The organism is Brevibacterium sp. SIMBA_078 (genome assembly GCF_046534565.1).
GTDB lineage: Bacteria > Actinomycetota > Actinomycetes > Actinomycetales > Brevibacteriaceae > Brevibacterium.
In genome coordinates, this window is sequence record NZ_JAWRYQ010000003.1 from 88,856 (window position 1) to 111,734 (window position 22,879).

General features: G+C 61.3%; 17 protein-coding genes. 11 read left to right on the plus strand and 6 right to left on the minus strand.

The genetic code is table 11. From position 1 onward, the window contains the following. Positions 1-7: 7 nt before the first annotated feature. From SB749_RS12220 to SB749_RS12230, 3 genes are all read right to left on the minus strand, one after another. Entirely contained in the window at positions 8-955 is a 948-nt protein-coding gene (locus tag SB749_RS12220) for an intradiol ring-cleavage dioxygenase (RefSeq protein WP_410710563.1), read from the minus strand. Positions 956-1,049: 94 nt separating this feature from the next. Beyond that, a complete protein-coding gene (locus SB749_RS12225; RefSeq protein WP_410710564.1) occupies positions 1,050-2,009 on the minus strand; it encodes a squalene cyclase in 960 nt (319 codons plus the stop codon). Between the two features lie 116 nt (positions 2,010-2,125). Continuing rightward, positions 2,126-3,316: a M20 metallopeptidase family protein gene (locus SB749_RS12230; RefSeq protein WP_410710972.1), complete on the minus strand. Its 1,191-nt coding sequence runs from the start codon at positions 3,314-3,316 to the stop codon at positions 2,126-2,128. Between the two features lie 304 nt (positions 3,317-3,620). On the opposite strand from SB749_RS12230, the gene SB749_RS12235 reads away from it, so the two are divergent. The 9 genes from SB749_RS12235 (at position 3,621) to SB749_RS12275 (ending at position 11,929) form a co-directional block, all read left to right on the plus strand. After that, positions 3,621-3,863 carry a hypothetical protein gene (locus tag SB749_RS12235; RefSeq protein WP_410710565.1) on the plus strand — a complete coding sequence of 81 codons (243 nt, stop codon included), beginning with the start codon at positions 3,621-3,623 and terminating at the stop codon, positions 3,861-3,863. Between the two features lie 83 nt (positions 3,864-3,946). Next, entirely contained in the window at positions 3,947-4,201 is a 255-nt protein-coding gene (locus SB749_RS12240) for a hypothetical protein (protein WP_410710566.1), read from the plus strand. A gap of 64 nt (positions 4,202-4,265) precedes the next feature. Continuing rightward, positions 4,266-5,162 carry a tyrosine-type recombinase/integrase gene (locus SB749_RS12245; protein ID WP_410710567.1) on the plus strand — a complete coding sequence of 299 codons (897 nt, stop codon included), beginning with the start codon at positions 4,266-4,268 and terminating at the stop codon, positions 5,160-5,162. A gap of 74 nt (positions 5,163-5,236) precedes the next feature. Beyond that, entirely contained in the window at positions 5,237-5,821 is a 585-nt protein-coding gene (locus SB749_RS12250) for a hypothetical protein (protein WP_410710568.1), read from the plus strand. 14 nt (positions 5,822-5,835) lie between these two features. Further along, the gene (locus SB749_RS12255) at positions 5,836-6,126 is read left to right on the plus strand and encodes a glutaredoxin domain-containing protein (RefSeq protein WP_166826364.1); all 291 of its coding nucleotides are present in this window, start codon (positions 5,836-5,838) and stop codon (positions 6,124-6,126) included. Positions 6,127-6,272: 146 nt separating this feature from the next. Continuing rightward, positions 6,273-8,150 carry a hypothetical protein gene (locus SB749_RS12260; RefSeq protein ID WP_410710569.1) on the plus strand — a complete coding sequence of 626 codons (1,878 nt, stop codon included), beginning with the start codon at positions 6,273-6,275 and terminating at the stop codon, positions 8,148-8,150. Next, positions 8,147-9,667 (plus strand): hypothetical protein, encoded by a 1,521-nt coding sequence (locus SB749_RS12265; protein WP_410710570.1) that lies wholly within the window; start codon positions 8,147-8,149, stop codon positions 9,665-9,667. The genes SB749_RS12260 and SB749_RS12265 overlap by 4 nt, the downstream gene beginning before the upstream one ends. A 42-nt stretch (positions 9,668-9,709) precedes the next feature. Then, positions 9,710-10,801, plus strand: a complete 1,092-nt coding sequence (locus tag SB749_RS12270; RefSeq protein WP_410710571.1) for a peptidoglycan DD-metalloendopeptidase family protein — start codon at positions 9,710-9,712, stop codon at positions 10,799-10,801. A gap of 6 nt (positions 10,802-10,807) precedes the next feature. Then, positions 10,808-11,929: a hypothetical protein gene (locus tag SB749_RS12275; protein WP_410710572.1), complete on the plus strand. Its 1,122-nt coding sequence runs from the start codon at positions 10,808-10,810 to the stop codon at positions 11,927-11,929. A 671-nt stretch (positions 11,930-12,600) separates the two neighbouring features. Here SB749_RS12275 and SB749_RS12280 read toward each other — a convergent pair. Both SB749_RS12280 and SB749_RS12285 read right to left on the minus strand, forming a co-directional pair. Continuing rightward, positions 12,601-13,008, minus strand: a complete 408-nt coding sequence (locus SB749_RS12280) for a hypothetical protein (protein WP_410710573.1) — start codon at positions 13,006-13,008, stop codon at positions 12,601-12,603. A 308-nt stretch (positions 13,009-13,316) separates the two neighbouring features. Continuing rightward, complete coding sequence (locus tag SB749_RS12285; RefSeq protein WP_410710574.1) at positions 13,317-14,111, minus strand: hypothetical protein; 795 nt, start codon at positions 14,109-14,111, stop codon at positions 13,317-13,319. Positions 14,112-14,339: 228 nt separating this feature from the next. On the opposite strand from SB749_RS12285, the gene SB749_RS12290 reads away from it, so the two are divergent. Further along, entirely contained in the window at positions 14,340-15,101 is a 762-nt protein-coding gene (locus SB749_RS12290; RefSeq protein WP_410710575.1) for a hypothetical protein, read from the plus strand. 52 nt (positions 15,102-15,153) lie between these two features. Beyond that, the gene (mobF, locus tag SB749_RS12295) at positions 15,154-18,918 is read left to right on the plus strand and encodes a MobF family relaxase (RefSeq protein ID WP_410710576.1); all 3,765 of its coding nucleotides are present in this window, start codon (positions 15,154-15,156) and stop codon (positions 18,916-18,918) included. Between the two features lie 615 nt (positions 18,919-19,533). On the opposite strand, the gene SB749_RS12300 is transcribed toward mobF, so the two are convergent. Continuing rightward, positions 19,534-22,767 (minus strand): N-6 DNA methylase, encoded by a 3,234-nt coding sequence (locus SB749_RS12300; protein WP_410710577.1) that lies wholly within the window; start codon positions 22,765-22,767, stop codon positions 19,534-19,536. Positions 22,768-22,879: the final 112 nt, after the last annotated feature.

Consider the following 22,879-nt stretch of genomic DNA (forward strand, 5'->3'; position numbering starts at 1 on the left):
CGAGTTGTCAGGGCTTTTCGGGGGCGCCGTCGGGTGGGGCTTGCCCTTCACCGCCGCCTCCCGGGGCTGCGCCGCCGGTCGGTTCGGTGTCGGTGTCGACGGGAACATCGAGCGTGGCGGTGTATCCGGCGTCGGTGTCGCCGCTGATCGTGGCGAGCTGATGCTCTCCTCCGTCGTCACCGAAGACGTTGTCGTCGTCGAGGGAGGTGGCAGAGAGGTTCTTCGCCGATCCGTCGTAGGTCTCGAGGGCGAAGACTGCGTTGCAGGCGTCTTCGGGCAGGGCCATCTGCGAGGTGGCGATGGCGTTCTCGGCATCGGTGATCGAATCGACGTCGGGGTAGACCTCGAAGTGGATGTGCGTCCACCTGCCTGAGTAGCAGCCGGGGAAGACCGATTTGAACGTGACTTCACCGTTGGCGTCGACGACCTGGACGCCACGCAGCCACGTCGCGTCTTCGACGCCGTCGGAGTACATCGAGTAGCGGCCCTGAGCGTCGCAGTGCCAGGCGTAGACGGCAGCACCCTCGAACGGGGCGTTGTCGTTGGCCATATCGGTGACCTTGAGGGTGAAAGTCAGCGGCACACCGTCGACGGTGTCGGTCCCGTCGATGTTCGAGCGGATGTCGGAGCGCACGATTCCCGATTCCTCGAGGATATCGGGGCCGTTGGAGCCGTCGGCCGGATAGGGTCCTGCGGTTTCGTCCGGGATCTCCGTGAAGGATCCGCTGCTGCTCGAGCTCGAGCTCGTCGAGCCTGAGTCTTCGGAACTGCAGGCGGCGAGGACCATGGTGCCGACGCCGGCTCCGACGAGCCCGAGAACTCCTCGCCGGCTGAAGAGGGTGCGGATGTCGAAGGAGGCGCCCTGGTCGACGACCTCCTCGTCGGGACGGTCGAGGAGCCTGCCTTCATAGGCGGGTCCATTGGGGGTCTGGTCCGGTTCGGGTACGCGAGCCATGAGCTGTCCTTCCTTCGATGATGTGTGATGACACCATCGTGGTGACCGGCTCTGGCGTGGGACTGTGGCGTTTCTGGGCCGCGGCTGTGGATGCTCAGTCGGTTTGTGTTCCGTCCCACCAGTCGAGGACTCGCTGGGCTTGCAGGGTCACCCATTTCGAGGGTTCGCCGACCGGAGCGTCGACGTGGAACCAGACCTCGCCGTCGAGGCGATGGTCCTGAGTCCAGGTGCCGTCGTCGGAGCGTCTGGCTCGGATCATCCCGACCGCTTCTTCCATCCGCGGGTCCGGGCCGGTTCCGTCCGCGCTCGTCGCTTCGCGGAAGTAGTCGAGTGCGGGCAGGATTCCGTAGAACCAGCGGCGGGGGTGGAAGAGAGCGAGGGCACGACCGTCGAAAGGTTCACCGGTGCTGCGCGTGCGGAACAGGTCCCGCGACAGCAGGTACTCCTCTCCCCTGGTTCGGGCCTGCTGCACACGTGCGGCGTCGCCCGCAGCCAGCTGATAGTCGAGCAGCGCGACGAGGGCGTTGAGGGTGGAGTGGAACGACGAGACCATCGAACCTTCGACCCATTCGCAGTTCCATCCGCCGTCGGGCTGCTGGTGGCTCAGGAACCAGTCGACGATGCCGTCGACATCGGCACCGAGCCACAGGCCGTTCGACAGCGTCCAGGAATTGATGCAGACATCGACTTCCCCGCCCCAGTACGGCAGATTCTCGTATTCCCAGCGTGCGGATTCGAGTTTCTCTGCCGTTCCCTCCAACGCCGAGGCGGTCAGTCCCCACTCGCGCAGGTCCTTCAGAGCCCACGTCGTCGCCGTCCACGGCTGTGATCCGTCGTCATCGAATGCGAAGTCGGAGGGGAAGAAGGCCCCGCCTGCCCATTGTCCGTCCGGGTCTTGCTGGGCCAGCAGCTCTGCGCCGAAGCCTTCGTGTTCCACGCGTGCGCGGGTCTCCTGCCAGGTCGTCTCCTCTGCTCCGAGCAGGTCGCGTTCGACCTGCCAGCGCAGGGCCGGGTCCGAGTCGAGGAGCCAGTCGGACAGTTCTGTGCTGATCATCGTTGATCTCCCACTTCGGTCGAACAGTCACTTCGAGAGTAGGCGCCGAATCGCGCGAAGACCATACCCCTGTCCGTCGAAGTGGGATTCACCAGTTGTCGTCGGCCTTGCGGTGCTCATCCGCGCAGTGACCGCTCCCAGGCCAGGGTTGCAAGCGCCGCAGCCTGGTCGGGCAGGTGCGCATCGTCGAACTGAACTTCCGGCGAGTGATTCGTCGCCGCCGAGGCCGGATCGATGCCTTCGGGCGTCACGAAGAAGAACATGAAAGCACCGGGCACCTGCTCGAGCACGAAGGAGAAGTCCTCGGAACCCATGAGCGGGTCCGGCACCTGCACTGCCCGCTCGGCCCCGAAACGATCGGCCAGAACTCTCAGGGCGAAGTCGGCTTCGCCGCAGTCGTTGACCGTGACGGGATACTGCTCGGTCCACACCACCTCGGCCGTGCATCCGTGTGCGGCCGCAATCGACTCCGCCAACTGTGTGGCGCGCTCGGGGAACCTACGCGTCGACTCGTGGGAGAGCGTGCGCACAGAGGCTCCGAGCTTCGCCGAGGCGGGGATGACATTGACGGCCTCCCCCGCTTCCAACTGCGTCACCTGGGCGACGATGGGGTCGAAGACGCTGAATGATCCGGTGACCATCGATTGCAGCGCCTGTCCGAGTTCGAGAATCGGACGCACCGGGTCGACCGCATCTTCCGGTCGCGAGCTGTGACCTCCGCTGCCGTGCATCGTCACGTGCAGAGTATTCGCCCCGGCCATGATCGTGCCCGGTCTGGTGACGAAGGTTCCCGGCACCCCCGGTGCCACATGGATCGCGTAAGCCGCATCGGGCTTCTTGCCGATGGTGTCGAACATTCCTTCTTCGAGCATGATCTTCGCACCGCCCATCCCCTCCTCGCCGGGCTGGAACATGAAGGCCACCGTGCCCTTCAGCTCGGACTGATGAGCGGACAGCAGCTTCGCGGCTCCGACGAGTCCGGAAACGTGGAGATCATGCCCGCAGGCATGCATGGTCCCATTCGTCGACGCGAAGTCGAGTCCGGTCGCCTCGTCGACGGGCAGAGCGTCCATGTCCCCGCGCAGGAGCACCGTCGGGCCGGGGTGCGCTCCGCGCAGGACGGCGATGATCGAGCTGAGCTCCTGACCGAGCGTGATCTCAAGCGGCAGACCTTCCAGGGCGTCGAGGATCCGACGTTGGGTCTTCGGCAGATCGAGTCCTATTTCGGGGTCCCGGTGCAGGTCGCGGCGCAGTTCGCGCAGATCATCGGCAAGTGCGTGGGCTTCACTGGTGAAATCGAGAGTCATTGTGTGCTTCACTCGGCAAGACTTGCACGGCCGGAATGAGTCGCGCAATACCGTCTCGAGAAGTTCGCGAAAACAGAAACTCCCCCATCGGATTCGTCATCCTGATGAGGGAGTTGATCGGTAGCGGGAGGGGGACTCGATCCCCCGACCTCACGATTATGAGTCGATCAAGCGATCAGTTTGCAGGCCCCGTCCAACCACTTGCAGGTGGTCAATGCGCCGCTGCAGCCATCGCCTTCAGCCTCGCCCGATTCGCGGTCGGTGGTGTCCAACAGTGGTAGGCAAACACCTCACCATCCGCGCAGTGAAGTCGATGCTGACACGAACTGGCGTTGACTACTCCGAGCTCTCCTTCGAACGCATCGACCGATCTGCCACCCACACAGGAGGAACATACGAAGGCCAGTACGTCGAGAAGATCGACATCAAGATTTCTGGGCCGAGATCACTGCGCCAACAAGCTGGATCGGCACTGTTCGAGCAAGGACTCGAATGTGCCCCCTCTCCCGACTATGACTACTACTCGCGCGGGGCAAAACCGTTCTGACAATCAGCAAACTAGTCCACGTCAGACCGAACCTGTAGTTTCAGAGAATCATCGCTACTCAATGCCAGCAAGGGAGCAGTACCATGAGCGCGATCATCTTGACCGTCATCGGCATAGCCATCATCGGACTCATCTCCGTTCTTGCGATCACGATCGGGGTCGCAATCCTGCGGTTCGCGATCTGGGGGATCACCCTCACCGGAATCATCGGCGTGATCGTCACCGTCGGCTACGACATCGACCGCCCCTACACCGCAACGCTCTGGCTCATGGCAATTGGTGGCATACTCACAATCGCTCTAATCGGTTGGGTCCGAACTACAGCAGCCCGCAACTAACTTCTTCGTTCCTGGCATTAAATGGGCAGTCCCCCGCCCGTGACCAGGAACAAAGGAGCACTCATTGCCTGCAAACCCAACGCTCAATCGCAAGCACACCAAACTGCTCGCTGGCTACACCACATCACTTGCTGCTTACAACGCAGCCAGCACCGTCGAGATCCGCGAGTACTACCTCAGACGGTTCATGCTCTGGGCACAAGCCGAAGGACACGGGAACGTGCTCAAGCTTGGCCTCCAAGACCTTATGACCTGGCTGGCCAAACACATCGGCCCCTCGATCTCCACCAAACGTTCCGGCCGCGCCGCTCTCACGACCTTCTACCGGTGGGCGACCGACGTCGAGCACACCAAAGCTAACCCATCATCGAAACTGCCCCCGATCCGCAGCTCCCGCGGCGTCCCGAACCCGTGCCCTAATGACGTGATCGCGCAAGGTCTCTCCCGATGCACCCGCCCTAAAGACGTTCTGATGATTCTGTTCGGGGAGCTCCAGGGTATGAGGGCTGGTGAAATCGCCCAATCACACTCAGACGATGTTCTCCTTGCCACCCGACAACTCCGGATTCTCGGAAAAGGCAACAAAGAACGAATCGTGCCCCTCCACCCGCTGCTTCTCGAAATCCTGCCAACCTTCCCGGCTGGATATTTCTTCCCCTCAGCACTCAACGCCACCGGCCACATGCTCAACCGCTCGATCGGCCGCCGTATCCGCCATCTTCTCGGATATCAAAGGGGCAGGCACGCTCACAGTCTGCGCCACAAGTTCGCCGTCGACGCGCTCGAGCTCAATCACGACATCTTGGCCCTCCGTGATCTCCTCGGCCACGCCAATGTCGCAACAACCCAGATTTACACGAAAGCCTCAACTACCCGACTCGAGGCCATGGTCACGGCCCTTCCCGAGCCACCAGGACGTCGGGCCCGTATCACGCAGCTGCGCTACGAGCTCACTGACTAATAATTCTTCGGCGACATACATTCGCCCCCGTCTTCCGGAATTCCCGGCAGTACCCCAGACGGAAGGACACCACAATGAGCAAGATCCCTACCCACTACCCGGTGAAGTACAAATGCGGACACACCGCCAAACGCGACCTATCCAAAGTTCCACCCTCCCGCCGAGCGCAGGCGGCCCAATCCGACTTCTTCGCCACAAAGGCCGGGAAGGACGGCGACGGCATGGTCTGCCCACGCTGCTTCGCCGAGTCTCGAGAACACGACCGAGACGCCTTCCTCAACCAGCTCATGCTCGATACCGAAGCATTCGAAGAAGAACACCACCTGCCCAGCCTCGAAGGCACAGAGAAGATGGTCACCTCAGGATTGATCACCTCAGCCCGCCGCGACCGCTACTCCGTCCTCGACGAAATCCTGCGCAACGAAACCACCGACACCGACACAATCCTCACCGCCGCCCGATCACTGACCTGGGCCGGCTGGTGGGCAACGAACCTCGGATACAAAACCCGCACTCAACTCGACTACGGACCCGAGGAATACGTTGAACTCATCACCGATGGTGCCGCCGAAGAAGCCAAGCGCGATGCCCGCGATACTACCGATCGCATTACGAGCGAAAACCCCCATGACTGGAACCCGGATGCTGATCCCCAATGAGTAAGGAGCCCGATATGCCCACCATCACCGTGTGGTCCAAACCAGGATGCGTGCAATGCAACGCAACGACACGCACTCTCAACCACGAGAATGTGCCCTACACCGAGAACGACCTCACCGACCCGAAGCATCGACAGCAGCTCGAGGCGTTCGTCGCTCAAGGTTTCCGTGAAGCACCGATCGTGCAGACTCCCACCGATACGTGGTCGGGTTTCAGACCGGACAAGCTGTCGACCGTCGTGGCCCATCACCGGGCAGCAACGCCCAGCCCGGCCGTTTCGGTCGATGGTCCGCACGTCGCCTGACCGACTCCCTGCACAGTGTGGTCGTCGACTCCACCAGTCGACGACCACACTCGTGTTCGCGGGCATGGGCCGTAGTGACAAACATTTCGGGCCCGTCACCGGTAACTGGCGTGAAACCCCCAATTGGTAGGTGGAGAAACTGAGTCATGCGAAACGTTACAGACGATCCGGAGGTCCCCATGGCACTGCACTCTGTGTCCACCGGTACGGAGGCCCCTCCCACTGGATTCATCCTGACAGCAGCAGTGACGATCATCGACCGCACTCGCATCGCGGTGCCCACCACTTCCCTGTCCGAAGCCACGACGCTGATCCTGCGCCGCCGACACCGTGATACCCCGATCGTCGAACTCTCACCAGCACATACTCAGTCCAATAACGACACGCCCCCAGCATTTGAGGCCCACCGCTGGTACGTCACCCCCAACGGGCTCACTCCTGTCCCGAACGATTCCACCGAACTTACCACCTACAAACTGTCATTCCACGACTTCTCCATCATCAGCGCCGACACCGGCGCCACCATGTCCCGTACAGCCGACCTCGACGCCGTCATTGCCGCCGTCCAAGCCCTAGCCAACAGGCACGTCCACCCCCTTCAACTGACCTCGACACTGCCCGGATTCATCACCCAAACCATCCATCCCCAAGAATTCGACAATGGTGACGACGAGGACGACACTGATCATCTCTTCGACGAGGACGACACTCCACCGGCCTCTCCTCTGGCCCGACTCCTGTCCCGGTTCCGCAAACCACGCTCTTCAACACCCAGCAACGATCCCTTAACCCTGTTCGCAGACCCCGACAGCTCGGACGCCGAGACCGCAGAACAGCTCATCATTCCTCCACGCACCAGCACTCCCCCCAACACTCCGACCCACATCCCGCCCCTGACAACGAACCGGTGGGCATGGATCCGGCACCCAGCCACTCAGATCACCATCGCCAGCCTCCTGCTCATCGCCGTGGTCACGGCAATGGTCATCATCTTCTTCCCCCGCGAAGACCCCAAACCACCCCTGCCCACCGAAGTCACCGTCCTCGATCCCGCGACACCAATCGACAACGACACCCTGGTCGGCTACGACACCGAACTGTGGTCAATCGACTCGTCAAAAGCCGCTGCCCTGTCTTGGTTCGGCGCTGGAGTGGCCTATATCGACAAACAGTCAGGCGACCTGACCCTGGCCGACCCCGGCACCGGCGACACCATCACCACCGCACCACTCGAATCCCCAGTGAAGTACACCGCTGAGTTCCTCATCGGTGATACTCCCGCGATTGCCGCCCGCACCGAAGAATCCGTGATCGCTCTCACCGCCGACGGCAAAACACACTCGTGGCCCATCTCCGGCGACCAAACCGTGTCTGTTACTGGCACCACTCCCATGGTCACCACTGCCGATGGCACTGTTCACGCTCTCGTCTTCGGCGAAGACAAGCCCGTCAAGGTCACGACGAACCCCCAATACATCCCCGCCGCGATCAACGCCTCGACCTTGTATGAGTTCGCTGCTGACCGACCCGAGCTCGTCGCGATTCCCTTCGGCTCCGACGCTGACGATCCCGCCACCATCACACTTCCAGAACCGGTCGAAGATGCAGCATTCTCCCGGCACCTGTCCATCGGACACGGATACGCCGTGACCCTCTGGACGCTCCACGACACCACCATGGCCGCGATCCACGATCTCCACGACAACGGGACCGTCACCGCCACCGTCGAAGTCCCCGACACCGTCGAGAGCTGGCAGATCGGGCGAGGAATGACTACGGCGATCCTCGGCCCTTACGCCATCGACCTGAACACCGGCACCCCGACTTCTCGCGCCGAAACCGACTTCATCACGGCTCTGGGGCCGCTTGCCGTAACCGAACCTGACTCACAACGCGTCTATATCCGCGATGGCCGTGCCTCCACAAGCTCCCATCGCATCATCGGCTACACCGCCGACGACATCGCCATCATCCGCACATCAGACGGCACCGTCACCGCCCTGAAGAAAGGCTCCAACTCATGACACCCCCTCGACAGTCCCCGACCGTCTCCCGCCGCATCGCCGCAGCGACCATCGCAATCGGGGTCGCCACCGCCACCGGCACGGCACCCGCTATCGCCGCAACCCTCAACCCCGACGAAACCGCGACCGTCGACCGTGGCGAGCTGTCACCGCTACCTGCCACCCAGCCTACGGACCCGGTAACAGTTCCCACCCTTCCCCGCCCACCGGCTCCCACCGAAGAGCCAACGGATACTCCCACCAAGAAACCGTCTCCACCGCCGACCGATGAACCCACGGAACCGGACGAACCAACCGACCCACCGAAAGAGGACGGCTATGACCCGACGAACCCCGGCGAGCATGACACACCCGATGAGGGACAGCCAGCTCCTCCCGACGACATCGAGCACACTTACCCCGAGGACAACACCGACCCCGTCACCGTCTCCCCCGGAACCGACGATGACGCGTTCAAACCCAAGACTCTGCAGCTGATTGATCCCGCGACCGGCAAGCGTACGCTCGTCGTCGTGGTCGCCGACATCGGCTCATTCACCACTGGCGGAGACGGCGCAATCACCTTCTCTCCCTTCGCCCCGTTCGAGGGGTCGGTGACCGTGAAGTACCAGCTCCAGACAACTACCGGTGGTTGGACTACCGGATGGTTCACTGTCATTGGCGGCGGCGAGTCCGAACCGGCCCCCGGTGGTTCTGATCACGACAGTGACACCAACGCCGACTCCGATGCCTCGGCCGCCGACGACACCAACGCCGACTCCGACGCTTCAGCCGCCGACGACACCAACGCCGACTCCGACGCCTCGGCCGCCGACGATGCCAACGGCAACGCTGAGGCCAATGGTCCCTCCGATGCTGCCACCAACGGCGACGGGTCTGCCTCCGGTGCCGACGCTGCCGCGGCTGGCTCTGCCCAAGCCAACGCAGATGCGGACGCAACCACACCCCCAGGGGACGCTGACGCCCAAACCGACGCTAACGGCAACGCCACCGCTGCCGGTGACGTCCCACCTCCCCCCGACGGCAATAGCACCGCCGATGCTGCCGGAGAGCCCGCACCCCCTACACCTCCCGCTCCTGAAGATCCTCCCGCTGATGATGATCCATCCGATGGCGTGCAGGAGCCTGACGATTCCGCCGACTCCGCGGCAGATGACTCCGACGTGGTCGACGACTCCAACCTCGACAACGATGCCCCGAATGTGCCCGGCGATATTCCGGAACTTCCGACTGACGACGGCCACGATCGCCGCGACATTGACGTTCCCCGCGATGGCACACTCATCACCGCCGGAGACGAAGACCACCCCTCGCCCGACCCCACAGATGGCCCCACCCCGACTGAAGACTCCGACGAGCCTGTCATCACCGATGACACCCCCACAGACCCGGACGCCAATGCAGCACCAGCGGCCAGTTCGATGAATCCCATCGGCACCATCGCCGTGCTCGCCGGCCTCGCCGTTCTCGCCGGTGCAGGCATCTTCGTCATCGCACGGCGTCGACGTCGGGACTGACACCCCACACTCCCCTCGCATCCCCAACCACGGAGACCCAGCATGCTCATCCTCGTTCGCAAGCTCGGACCCGTCTTCGGGGCGCTGGCCTTTGTTACCGCGATCATCACCATCGCCTTGTTCGTGGCGATCCTGGCTGTCTTCGCTCCCGTTAATGACTCCGGCGGCTCTGGTGCCGCTGCCGCCCCGGTCTGCACTCCCGGCGAGGGACCGGGCGAAGTGCAGATCCCCGACGAATACATCGATTTCGTCGAAGACGCCTCCAGCGTCTCAGGTGTCGCGGTCGCGATCCTCGGTGCCCAGCTTCAACAGGAATCCGGATGGAACCCCAAAGCCGTCTCCCCGGTCGGTGCCAAAGGTCTGGCGCAATTCATGCCCGGGACGTGGGCGACGTTCGGTGAGGGTGGGGACCCGTTCGATCCCGAAGACGCAATCGCTGCCCAGGGCCGGTACATGAAGTACCTTTTCGACTTCATGGAACCCCACAACCGCGGAGACGACGAATACCACGTCAAACTCATCCTTGCTGGGTACAACGCCGGACAAGGAGCCGTCGCATCCTATGACTACGACCTCGACAAGATGTTCAACGACCCCGCCAAACCCGACTACAAGAACCAAACTCAGCACTACGTCGAAGTCATCACAGACGCGGCTGCGGGCAACTACACCACCGGCTGCACCGATGGCGGCGGCGGGGCCGGAGACGTTGTGTTTCCCCTGCCCAAGGGCTCCTGGACCAAGACCTCCGACTACAAGAGCCCGCACCGGCCAGGACACCGCGGAATCGATTACGGGGCGCAGTGCTATGTCACCGACCTCTACGCCGTCACCGATGGCACGATCGTTCGCACCGGCAGTGCTTCCGGTTTCGGGCAGTGGATCGTGATGACGTCGAGCTACGACGACGTGGACTTCGTATACGGGCACATGTCGGACTCCACTGACTTCGTCGCACCCGGAGAGAAAGTCACAGCCGGAACGAAGATCGCCACAGTCGGTACCGAGGGCCGTTCCACCGGATGCCACCTGCACTTCGAAACGTGGAACGGTGGACGGTTCGGCGGCGCGGAGACCAATCCCGGCACCTGGCTCAAAGACAACAATGCCGAAGAACTCGAACAAGGCAAGTGAGGAATCATGCGACGTCGCTCATTCTGGATCATCCTGGCAGCCGCCCTCGTGCTCATCATCGCGGCCATAACCGTCCTCCTCACGCGACCGAGCACGCGAACGCTGACGATCGACTCCACCACGGACGCGATCGCAGTCACAATCGACGGACACTCCTACGGCCTCGTCGACGACGGAGACACCATCGACGTGCGCACCCGAGGCACGATCACGATCACCGCGACTAAGGATGGGTTTGACGACTTCCACGAGACCCGCGAGATCACCGACGACGCAACTCTGTCTCTCGAGCTGACTCCGAACACCGACGAAGCCGAGCAGGAAGTCAAAGACGACGCCATGGCCAATGCTATGGAACGCCAAACACAGAAGTGGCCAGTCCTGCGCGACCTCCCGGTCGAATCCGAGCTCTTCCGCGCCTACCAGGGTATCGATAAGAACAGCTCCGACCCGACCGCCTGGACGCTGCACCTCTATCTCTACAAAGGGCATGAACAAGACGGCCGAGAGGCGTTCCAGAAATGGCTTTCCGAAGGCGGGTACAGCATCGACGGCATCCCCATCACCGAACACATCGATCCGAGTCTGGCTCCAGGTGTCGCCGTTGACCCTCCGACACGATCCGAACTGGAGGTGATGAGCACCGACGATGTCGACGTGTACGCCATCCGCGTTCCCGCCAGTGGCGACAGCAACCAACAGGCAGCCGTCGAATTCGCGACAGCGACGACCAGCTGGAACCCCGCCGAGGACAAAACCCGAAATAAGGCACTCGAGCGGGCGGAGCCGTTGATGACCGACAAACTCGCCAAAGCCTCCACCGACGACGTCCGTCAGGGCTACTCCAAGTCTTGGGACTGGGCCACTCAACACCAGGCGCGCTCCTACTCGTGGCCGATCCGCATCGATCAAGACCCCAACGACGACACGACGATCACCGTGGGCATGTGTTGGGCGTTCATCTCCGATGATGCCCCGCCGATGATCGAAGGAGTCCGGGAGTACGAAATCACCCTCGACCCCGAACCGGCTCCCCGAGTGAGTTCCTACACCTACGAGGACCCCACGAGCTTCGTCGCCACCGACCCCTCTGAGGACTGCCTCGCCCCGGAACCGACCACCTCCTGACAGGCGGCCCCAGCCATCTAGAGACAGTGTGCACGGCGGCAACAGGCACGAGCAGCTGACTCGCTGGAGGACTCCGTCGCAACGAAGTTTCTTAGCCTGCGGCACCCTGGTTGGTGCTGGGGTTGAGAGACAGTGCATCCACCGTGACCGACGGGTTGGCCACTTGCTCATGAAATCCTGCCGCACTGGCCGTTCGGCTTAGTTCTGTACTGCGGTTTCGGTGGAGGCTCAGTGTCGTCGTGGTGGCCTGCGTCGCCACCGTCTCGATCACTGGTACGAGCCGAGTTCATCTGATCCGTGCTTGTGCTCCCGCGCCAAAAGTCGTCGCTCAGCGGCAGCCCTGTCCCGCAAGCCTCCTCAGACTGCCTCAATCCAGAAACTTTAACAACAACTCCCCTTGCCCGAGAACTACACATGTTGTTATACTGGTGGTAGGTCAAGACATCACATGGAGGAGCTTTGAACACGAAATTGGACCTCGTTCCCGAGATGATGCGCCCACATCTGCACGGGCGCGAGATCACCGATCCGGTCGTCCACCGGGAAATGGCTCAGGGTTGTGGCGGGGCCTTCAACGGAATGCTCTGGCAGGCTGATTCGAAAGGAATCCACTATGGCCCCTACAGTGAGCCCTCACGACTCATCCGCTGGTCTCAAATGGACCGGCTCAGTCAGCCAGCCTTGTTCGACGAGGAGGAATTGTGAGTGCCCAGATCGTCGGTCAGGAATGCCTCTTCGACCTTCCCAACGCCGGGCAGGACAAACCCATGGACTCGACGACAGGACACGCTTTTCGACGCCTTCCCGACGAATTCGCAAAGGCTGAACACACCAGTGATTGGTGGTACGGCGTCGAGGAGTGCATCGGTTGTGGCGCGGTAGCTGACCGCAAAGGGCTCCAGATCACTCACGGGGTCCAGTTTGATGATGAGGGCACGCAGCACTTTCCCAGAGGACCTGGAATGGCCGAGTCCGGTGTGTGCATGCTGATGCTCTTCACCGCCCGCCATGCCCAAATCGCCCAACGCATCGCCGATGGCGATCCGCGGGTGCAGGGGCTCGAAGGTCGGTGCTTCCAACACGAGCTCCGGAAGACGCAGTGTTCGACTGAATGCCGTAGAGCTGATGCACAGCACAAGGCGCGACTGGCTACGCGGGTCTGGGGATCTCATGCTTGGAGTCACCGCAACTGGGTTGGCTGACCAGAATCCCGCACAGGCGGACGGCGAGGCAGGGTGCCGTAGCTCAACCGGGCTGCGGCACCCCGGTTGGTGCGGTGGTTGAGTTGATGGCGCGAGGCCCCACTCGCGTCTGCCAGTCTGAGGACTGCAGTGCCCTGCTGGGTGGTGGGCTCTGGTCTATTATTCCGTCGGATGGCGAGGGTCGATCATGCCCACTTCGGCCACGCCTGGGTCATCTTGACCACCGTGACAGGTGTACCGGTTCCAGGAACGGTTTCCGCGCCCTGCCGCACGTCGGTGATCTTCCACTCGGTGCTCGGAGGGAAGATCACCTGACACATTGAGCTTCGAAGAAATCGATCGTCATAGATGTGCTCGAACAGTTCTCGGCTGCGGTGCTCGACAGCGGGAATCGCCAGTCCGCTGAACGCTGTCAGCTCCAGCCTCACGAGCTGAGGCGGGGGTGTGGAGGGGAGTCGGTCGGCACCGTCGTAGAGCAGGGCATCCAGACGGTTCGGAGTTGCGAAACCAAACCCCTTTTCCGTGAAGTAGAGGTCCGGTCGGTGGCCGAAGGTGATGTGCTTTCCAATGTTGGCCACATCCACAGCGTCCGGCTTCGTTTGGTCGGGCAAGCCGAGGCCCCGATGGACGACTATTGATTCGTCGAACGCGAGTTGACGTCCGAGGTCGGCGAACACACTGGTGGTTCGCTGATAATACTCGAGCTGGGAACCCAGACCGTACCAGTCGCTGGTTGCCCCAGACGCCCGCCGGTCGAGCGGCATGCCCGAGCGCAGGCTCGTGTTCACCGAATAGACGTCGACCGTCCCGAGCAAGCCCGCCCATGGGTGCAAGTACGGCGAAAGTGCCATCAGTTGCCGATGCCCATTCCTCACGACCGCCGCCTCACTGGGTGTGGTGGGCACCTGCTGCTGATGAGCCTGCACAGCCGCAGCACGGTCCTTCTCCAACTTCTGCTCCATCAGATATTCGATCGACATGCAGTCACACTACAGAAGTGCTCCCACCACCTCAGAATCCTCAAGCAATCCAAATCCAGCACTCCGCGCCGCTCACGTCCTCAACAACGTCACGCTGCCGCACTCCAGTCACCGCCACACGCACTCAGAGCCAAAAGGACAGCACACGTCTGGCACCAAGGTGCATACGGTCCGTTTCGGCGTGGACCCGATGACATGCATGCGGCGGTGAAATCGTGTAGTCGGGGTATGACGAACGATTCGAGACTCTGCCTGGAATGCGGTGGCGAACTGCCGGCGACCGCCACGAAACGGCGGCTGTTCTGCACGAAGAACTGCGGCAAACGCCATCATGCCCGTGCTCAGCGGGCTAAGACGACGATGACCGAGACTGACCAGTTACGGACGCAGCTGAATGCGCTGCGGTCCGAGCTAGGACGGAAAGAGTCGCAGCTGGCGGCTGCTCGGGAGATGATCGCGGCCGAGCGCAGCCGTGGGCGGCGGCAGGAGTCGAAGTTCCGTAAGCGGGAGCGACGGCAACTGGCTCATGCTCAACGGGCGATCATGTCTCGGGTGCAGACTCTGGTGGCCACTCGTGACCGGTTGACGGTCGTGCGCAGTGAGCTGTCGGAGGCGATGACCGGTCACGTTGACCGGTCAGACCTCGAGGTGGCCGCGCGACGGATCGTGGACTTGCAGGCGCGAGTGAAGGCGGCGAACGAACGTGTCCGGACCCTGACCGGCCACTACGAAGCGCTTCGTAACCGGTACGTGTCCGTCGTCGAGGACCATAACCGGGCTGGTCAGGTCATCAAGGAGCTGACCGCCGAGCGCGAGCGTGTCCAGGCGGTCATCGATCAGTGGGACATCCTGGCCGGTCGTCTGGCCGAGGCGGTGTCCGGGCGGTCCGGTCAGCTTCCGGCCGGTGACCGGACGATTGTCCGGACGTGGGTGGACTGGAAGCGCGGACAAACCCGGTCGACGCTGACCGAGCAGGACCGGTCACATTGACCGGTCACCACCTTGAGACCCGTGACCGTTTGACCGAGGGAGCCTGACCGTCGTGACCGTGTCCATTTCGAAGATGGCCATCACCTACTACCTCGAGCACGCCGCGACCGGCGACGGGGTGTCCGGGGATCCCACGTCCTACTACACGGAGGCCAAGGCCCCGCCCGGTCACTGGCTCGGGTCTGGCCTGTCCAGTCTGGCTGGGCTGTCGGTCGGTCAGGAAGTGACCGAGGCCGATGCCCGCTCGATTTTCGAGAAGGTCGAAGATCCCGTGACCGGCCGGTCACTGGGGCGGGCGTTGATGAAGTCGACATCGGCTCCCGATGGGGCGGTCACACCGTCCGGTCATGCCGCCAAGCGTGACCGGGAAGGTGTGGCCGGTTTCGATCTGACCTTCTCGCCGCCGAAGTCGGTCTCGGCCGTATGGGCTTTGGCTGGCCCTGAGCTCCAGGGGCGACTCTATTCGGCCCACCGGCAGGCGATGCTCGAGACGGTGGAGTGGATGGAGGCCAATGTCATCCAGTCTCGAGCCGGTCATGGTGGAGTCGCCCACGTGGACGTGGCCGGGGTGATCGCTTCAGCGTTCGATCACTGGGACTCTCGTGCTGGTGATCCTCAGCTGCACACTCATCTGGTGATCTCCAATCGTGTGCAGCGGGTTTCGGATCAGTCGTGGGTAACTTTGGATTCATACACTCTGCACCGGCACGTCGTGGCGATCTCGGAGATGTATAACAGTCTCTTGTTCGACCGGCTCGCCGAGACGGCAGGCACGGTAGCTGAATCCCGTACAGATGTTGATCTCGACATCAACACACTCATCGAGCAGGCCGAGGGTGGCCAGCCCAGCGGCGAATACGAGCCACCGAATCGGGTTGAGCTTGCCGGTGTGCCCGACGAGCTCATCGAGGAGTTCTCGAATCGGTCCGTGCTCATCCGGCAACGCAAGGACGAGCTGATCGCAGCGTTCATCGATGAGCATGGTCGCCAACCGACTGCGCGGGAGGTTCTCGTCATCCGGCAGCAGGCCACCCTGGAGAACCGTCCGGACAAGGACACCATTGAGAACGTCACTCTGCCGGAGAAGCTGTCGTGGTGGCGGCAGCGGACGATAGATTCCGGTATCGACCCGGAGTCGGTAGTCCGTAATGCGGTTGGCCACCACGTGCGGACAGTGACCGCGGACATGGTGACCGACCCGGTCCGTGACCGCCTGGCGTCGTGGGCGCTGACCGATGCCTCTCTGCGTCGGACGACGTTCACTCGCGCCAATGTGCGGGCCTCGGCCGAGCGGGTGCTGCGTTTGGTGAGGTGTCCGAGCGCGACCGACCGGCAGGAACTTGTTGACCAGGTAGTGGCCGAGGCTTTGGCCAAGGCGGTGTCGTTGACGCCTGACCGGTCAATCGCGCCGGACGGTCCGGACACGACGGTCGCTGCCGGTGACCGGTCCGTGTTCGACCACCAGGAGCACGCTGGCGTGTACACCACTGAGGCGGTCATGACCGATGAGGACCATCTCATCTCACGGGTGACCGAGACCGGGGCACCGAACTTGTCCTCTCATCCTGACCATGTGCGCACCCTCGAGAACTGGCGCACTGCAGACGGTCATGCCCTGTCGCCTGATCAGTTGGCGGCGTCAAAGAACGTGCTGGCGTCTGAGGCGGGGATCTCGGCAGTCATCGGCCCGGCAGGGACCGGGAAGTCGACGACGATGGGGGCGATGAGCGCGACCTGGCATTCGGTCCATGGCCCGGGCACGGTCATCGGCCTGGCCCCGTCGGCGGTGGCTGCCGGTGTTCTTGGCGATGAGATCGGAGTTGAGACCGACAATGTGGCGAAATGGTTGTACGAAAGCGTCGGTGAAGGTGCTGCCCGCAGAGCTGCCCGCGTAGCTGACCAAGAGCAGCGTCTGGATGCCCTCACGGCGCAGCTGTCGAAAATTCCCCACCATCGGCGGACGAATCTGGTCAAGGTCATCGAGGCCTTGCAGGTGAAACTTGCTGCCGACTACGCGGCTCAGGCCCAGTACACGTTTCATTCCGATCAGTTGATCATCATCGACGAGGCGTCGATGGTGTCGACGGCGAACCTGGCAGAGATCTCTCGGCAGGCCGAACAGGCCGGAGCGAAAATCCTCCTAGTCGGTGATCCGGCCCAGCTCGAGGCCGTCGACGCGGGTGGCTTCCTTGGTCACGTCGAACGTCATCTCGAGCATTCGAAGCTCGATATGATCTGGCGTTTCCGCAATGAATGGGAGAAAGCGGCGTCTTTGAAGTTGCGTGATGGTGATGGTGATGTGGTCGACCAGTACGCCGAGGAGGGTCGCATTCATGGTCGCCCTGACACTGACGCGGCTGACACTGCGTATCTGGCCTGGAAGGCCGACGTCGGCCGCGGCCGGGAGTCCATTCTCATTGCCTCGGATAATCAGACTGTGGCCGAGCTGAATGCTCGCGCTCATGCCGACCGGGCCGAGGCCGGAGAGGTCAATGTTGAACACACCGTGACTCTGCGAGCCGATGTGGCGGCCGGAGTCGGTGATGTCGTTCTGGCCCGCCGAAATGACCGATCGTTGCGAGATTCCGATGGTGCGTTCGTGGCCAATGGCACCCGGTTGACGATAACGGACATCCGGCCAGACGGGTCTGCTGTCGCCAGTGTTCACTCCGGAGCCGAGTTCATGCCGTCGATTGTTCTCGACGCTGACTATCTCGCGTCCTCGGTCGAGCTGGGGTATGCGACCACTGCTCACCGCAGTCAGGGCGTGACCGTCGACAGTGGGCACTGTGTGGTGACACCGAAGCTGAGTCGTGAGTTGTTCTATGTGGCAATGACTCGCGGTAAGGACGGCAATCACGCCTACGTGGATTTCGACGATCCTGGTAGTCCTACGCCGGAGGATTGGCGGATGCAGCTGACGGCACAGACTCTTGATGATGAGGGTGAAGTCCTCGACGATCCGAGCTTCTACATCAAATCGGTGGTTGCCCGGTCCACTGCGGAACGGTCTGCCCACGAAGTCCGCGAGGCCGAACTTGGGTGGGCCAATGACGTGGGTCGGCTCTGCCACGAGGCTGCCTATATGGGGTGGGCGGCGAAGTTGACCCGGACCAGGCAGTGGCTCGATGACACTCTGTCCGAGGATGCGCGAGTTGAGGTGATGGCGTCACCGCAGTGGCAGCAGCTCATTCACGCCGATCCGGCCCGCACCCATAACGGAGTCCTTGTCGGCGATGTCACTGTGGAATCGATTGTGGAGCAGTGTCAGAAGCCTGATTCGCCGTCAACGACTGGCCCGGCAAGCATGGTCGTGGCTGTTGATCCCCAAACCCCTGAACAGTATCGAATCTGGAATCAGTTGCAGGCGGATCTCGTTGACCAGGTTGCGGCCCGACGTGCTGTCCTTGAGCGCGACCAGCCCGACTGGTACGTCGCTTTGACCCACGAGTACCAGGACTCTGCGAATCATCGCGAGGTCGTCGACGCTGCCATCATTTGGCGTGCAGTCTCGGACCAGACTGAAGCCGACACCTTCGCTGGCAAGGAGCCGCCTCACGGAGACTACCTACGGCCGTACTGGGATCGCCTTCACGTTGCTGTCACGGCCCGGGCCGCGCAGAGGCCAGACGACATCGAACTCGGCCAAGCTTCGATACCCCTTCCTACTGTTGAGCCCATTGACTGGACCGGTGCTCAGCCACGACGAGAATGGCCCGCACTTCGTCCACGCCATCAACCGATCTCCGAGGCTGAACGACACACCACGTCAGCTAGCGCTTCGGGCCCGTCCACAGGCACTAAGCTCGATCGCTAATCTTGTATAGTCCGTCAGCCGTCAAGGCTGACGCCGGAGGCTGAATCGGGCCTGTCGACCCCGCCAGCTCACATCCACGTTCACCGACGACGGCGGAAAGTACCGATCAAAGATGTAGTCGCCGAGCGATTCGGCATCTGACTGCCGGGTGCGCTTTCCTCTCAGCCTCGCGGTGCCTTCGACAAGTTCAACTCCACGATCGGACTGACTCACGGCACTGATACGAAGCTTCCTGAACGTTCTCACTCTCGTCCTCCTGTACGTGTCCTTCGCCCTTTGACCTGGGCACACACAACACAGTGAGGCAACAAGCTGAGAGCTACTTACACGTGAGAAACGGGAGACTCGCGTTAAAGATGAATTGACGTCGAGTCTACCTCACTCGTCAAAACTGAGAGTTTGATCCGAATCCATCCTGCGGCCATCCGCCGGCCTTCAACGATCCACGGCCTGAACGGATAGGGCTCGCATCAATGCCCTGTCGAGAACTGAACTTGTCGTCAGCGCACAGCAGGACTCACCACGAGCAACACAGACGCTGAGTCGTCGTTCACGCTCACTACCAGATCGCGTCTTCTTTGAAGGTAGGCTACCTGTCTCGAGGAATCCCGCTCGCTATGCAATCGAATCCGTCACTTGATCGGGTACGTCACTGTTGTCAGGCTCGTCCTCTTCAATTGAGATCTCAGGCAGAATCTCCTCAACGCTCGATTCAATCTTCGCTTCGATCCCATCTTCAATAAGGGCTTCGCGTACCAGTTTCCGTGCAGCTTGGAACGTTTTCGAATTTGAGACATCGACGGCGGCCGCCACTTCCTCAGCATGCGCAACTAGTGTGACCAAGGTTTGGTGTCGTTTGTCGGTTTCGTCATACTTCCCGTACGGCACCGAGAAAACGTACTTGTCAAAATCACGGGCACCGAATAGCCCTACTGCCTGCAACGGACGCACCCGCTCAACCAACGTCCTGGAATTTAGGATTCCGGTTAAATACCGAGATTCATTTAACGAGTCGGTGTGCATCCAATACGCCTTATGATCGATTACAGCGTCATGGCTTGCGACCCAGGCAGCTGCGATATTGTTGCCTGATTTCGGATACATGACCAGATACCCTTCGGGACCGATTAGCTCTGCGCTGAGTTGACCGTGGTAGTCAATTCGTTCGGCTAAGGAATCCTCGGTACCCGGCTTCTTATGCTCGTCCCACAGCCGTTCGGCTTCGTTCCACCACTCGGAGAGTCCTTGCTCACGTGACGCCTCTTCGTTTGAGAGTATTCGACTGTCCTTGATTGGTAGCACGACAGTGGCCGGTTCGAGCACACGGTACGGAAGTAGGTGCTCTCCGAGGTAACCGTCGAATGCGAACTTTTCATCGACGGCCGCAACTATCGGATCCACTCGCCATGGATCCTTATCCAGCGTTGATGTCCGGGATTTCAGCGGGATCGTGTCCCCTGGTGTGCCCAGAGGGCCAGCTTCGCCGTGCACCGCCCACATGAGTCTGCGAGGCACGAGAATCGCGCCCTGCCGAAAGTCTTTAGCATACGGCGACTTTGGTAAATCGTCGCTGGTCACTTGGGCAAGCTTCGTATTCTTCGTCGTGATGGCCGATTCTGCCGTCGCCCACGGCTGTGAGGCCGGGTTGAGCCGACCTATAAAGGCTGTTGCCTTCGAGGGCATTGCTTTTGGTTGCCCAGTTGTCGTAGTGCCGAAGATTACGCCGGAAGTGATGGGGAAGCCTGTCGAGGCATCCTGGAGGTCCCACACCTTTGTAAACCTAGCATTGCCGCGCTGCTCGTTAGGGTATGCCTCCGATGACATAGCCCACTTGCCTGCCCGAAAGCCCACATTAGGCTTACGTGTCAGCGCAGAGTGCGGCATGACATAAGCGAACTCGCCGCCTTCGCGGAGGTAGAGTTCGCACGCCCGGACTACGAACAGCGTCGCCAGATCGCGCCCAGAGGTGCCCAGCCTTCCAAGAGTCAGATTGTGGTCTTTCGAATGATCGAGGAACTTCGTCTGCATCCATGTGTTCATCTTGGAGTAGCGCAGCCACGGTGGGTTCCCGATCAGGATGTCAACGTTATTCATCGTCATCGACAGCCACACCGGACGGATCAGGTTTCGCACGTAATAGGCCCAGATGCCGTCGCGTCCCACAAGGTGCAGTTCGTACATCAAGGCAGCCGTATCGGCGAGTGTCATGCGCTCTTCGTCGCTGAGATCGTACTTCTTCACGTTCAGTATCGTGCGAAGATGCTTCCGGAACATTCCGACATACTTTGTGTTATCTCGAGCGTCGTGTTGTTTGTCAGACCGGAATATCGAGATCTCCGTAGCAATCCGGGACATGATCTCGTCGAATCGTTGAGTGTTGCGCATCACTGAGACGGGGATTTGAATGTCGTCGTCACCCAGCACGCCCCCACCGTCGAACAGGTGCGACCCTGCTGTTGGGATCGCAACCACATCGGAATGGGCAAACAGGTTTGCTGACTGTTCCCATTGAACAGCGTCGCCAATGTAGACCGGCACCGAGAAGCCCGGCCTTCGCTTCCTCAGCCTCTCGCTACCGATCGCCAACAGATAGGTCACACGAGCCAGTGCAACCGCGACCGGATGGATATCCATGCCGAAGACATGTTCGACCGCACCAGCGATCGCATCATACGAGCTACTTCCATCAGCCTCCGCGCGCTCAAGGTATCGCCGCACAGCGTGGAATACGAAGGTCCCTGAACCACAACTCGCATCGAGGACACGCTTCTCCAGAGGATCATAGTCGACCTCTGCAATCATGCGTTCTGCCAACCAGTCAGGAGTGTAGTACTCGCCAAGCTGTTGTCTGGTTTCGGCTGTTACAACGGACTCGTAAACGTGTTTGAGCACATCGTGGTCAACGTGGGCCCAGTCGAAGCGAGACAAACGATTGGCCAATGCAGCAACGAACTCGCGACCGCCTTCAACACTCAGTGGCCAATCGAAGAAGTCAGACTCGACCACTCCATAGATTCGGGCGTCGGCAAATTTGCGGCCGTTCGCTAACTCCTCAGCAGACACATCGCCGCCCTTGGAAACGTCAAAGCCCAGCACGGCATGCGCGATGATTTCAGCGGTAAGCACCAGCAGCGTGTGGTCGACGAACAAGGACGATGATCCGGTGAAGTCTTCGCCGAATGCAGTGGTCAAGAGCTTCGACCACAGTTCTCGCTTCAGCTGAACTTGCGTCCTAAGTTTGCGGTCGTTGGACTGTTGGGCGCCGTCGAAGAGGGCCTGAAGAGACAGGTGGTCGGCTTTATAAGTGGGTGATGATGCTCCGATTACTTGCTCGATGCGGTCTGGAGACGGGTAGAGCCCCTTCACTCGGGAAAGAATCGCTCCCAACCATTCAAGCAACTTGGTCTCATCCGCTGTCGACTTCAGCGTGAACTCTCGAACAAATAACAGCGCGCTTTCGACCTGGTCGGCATCGGATGCCTCGACGGAGGGAACGTACAGCCGCCACCGCCGACCATCCGACAGGATCCCAAAGAACCGTGCGCCAGTCTGCTTGACTCGCTGACGAACATAACCACCAAGTTGAATTTCACCATCAGCGAGGATGCTTGACCGATCCAGATCCTTCTTCACCTCAATGACCGTGGTCGACACCTCAACATCGATTCGGCGACGCGAACCGTCGCCCACCTGTGTTTCGAGGTCGACTCGCTCCTCAACTTCGTCATCGGCCAAGTTGAGTCCCGCAGCCAAGATCAGATTTCGAATGTCCGACTGGATCGTCGCCTCGGAGACACCTGGGCGTCGTTCTGAAAGTCGGGACACGATCGCACTAACACTCTCCGGCACCGGAACTCCTATCAGCAACTGGACTACTAGCATGATCCTAACCGCAGTCGAAGGAACCTTTTGTGCTCCACGCTATCGAGCGACCCCCGAGCGAGACGCCCCGATTGCAGGG

Excerpts from the sequence above, each read along its gene's own strand:
- SB749_RS12290 (WP_410710575.1), top strand. The coding sequence starts at position 14,340 with ATGACGAACGATTCGAGACTCTGCCTGGAATGCGGTGGCGAACTGCCG.
- SB749_RS12260 (WP_410710569.1), top strand. The coding sequence starts at position 6,273 with ATGCGAAACGTTACAGACGATCCGGAGGTCCCCATGGCACTGCACTCT.
- SB749_RS12220 (WP_410710563.1), bottom strand. The coding sequence starts at position 955 with ATGGCTCGCGTACCCGAACCGGACCAGACCCCCAATGGACCCGCCTAT.
- SB749_RS12230 (WP_410710972.1), bottom strand. The coding sequence starts at position 3,316 with ATGACTCTCGATTTCACCAGTGAAGCCCACGCACTTGCCGATGATCTG.
- SB749_RS12265 (WP_410710570.1), top strand. The coding sequence starts at position 8,147 with ATGACACCCCCTCGACAGTCCCCGACCGTCTCCCGCCGCATCGCCGCA.
- SB749_RS12255 (WP_166826364.1), top strand. The coding sequence starts at position 5,836 with ATGCCCACCATCACCGTGTGGTCCAAACCAGGATGCGTGCAATGCAAC.
- SB749_RS12240 (WP_410710566.1), top strand. The coding sequence starts at position 3,947 with ATGAGCGCGATCATCTTGACCGTCATCGGCATAGCCATCATCGGACTC.
- SB749_RS12270 (WP_410710571.1), top strand. The coding sequence starts at position 9,710 with ATGCTCATCCTCGTTCGCAAGCTCGGACCCGTCTTCGGGGCGCTGGCC.
- SB749_RS12250 (WP_410710568.1), top strand. The coding sequence starts at position 5,237 with ATGAGCAAGATCCCTACCCACTACCCGGTGAAGTACAAATGCGGACAC.
- SB749_RS12275 (WP_410710572.1), top strand. The coding sequence starts at position 10,808 with ATGCGACGTCGCTCATTCTGGATCATCCTGGCAGCCGCCCTCGTGCTC.
- SB749_RS12285 (WP_410710574.1), bottom strand. The coding sequence starts at position 14,111 with ATGTCGATCGAATATCTGATGGAGCAGAAGTTGGAGAAGGACCGTGCT.
- SB749_RS12225 (WP_410710564.1), bottom strand. The coding sequence starts at position 2,009 with ATGATCAGCACAGAACTGTCCGACTGGCTCCTCGACTCGGACCCGGCC.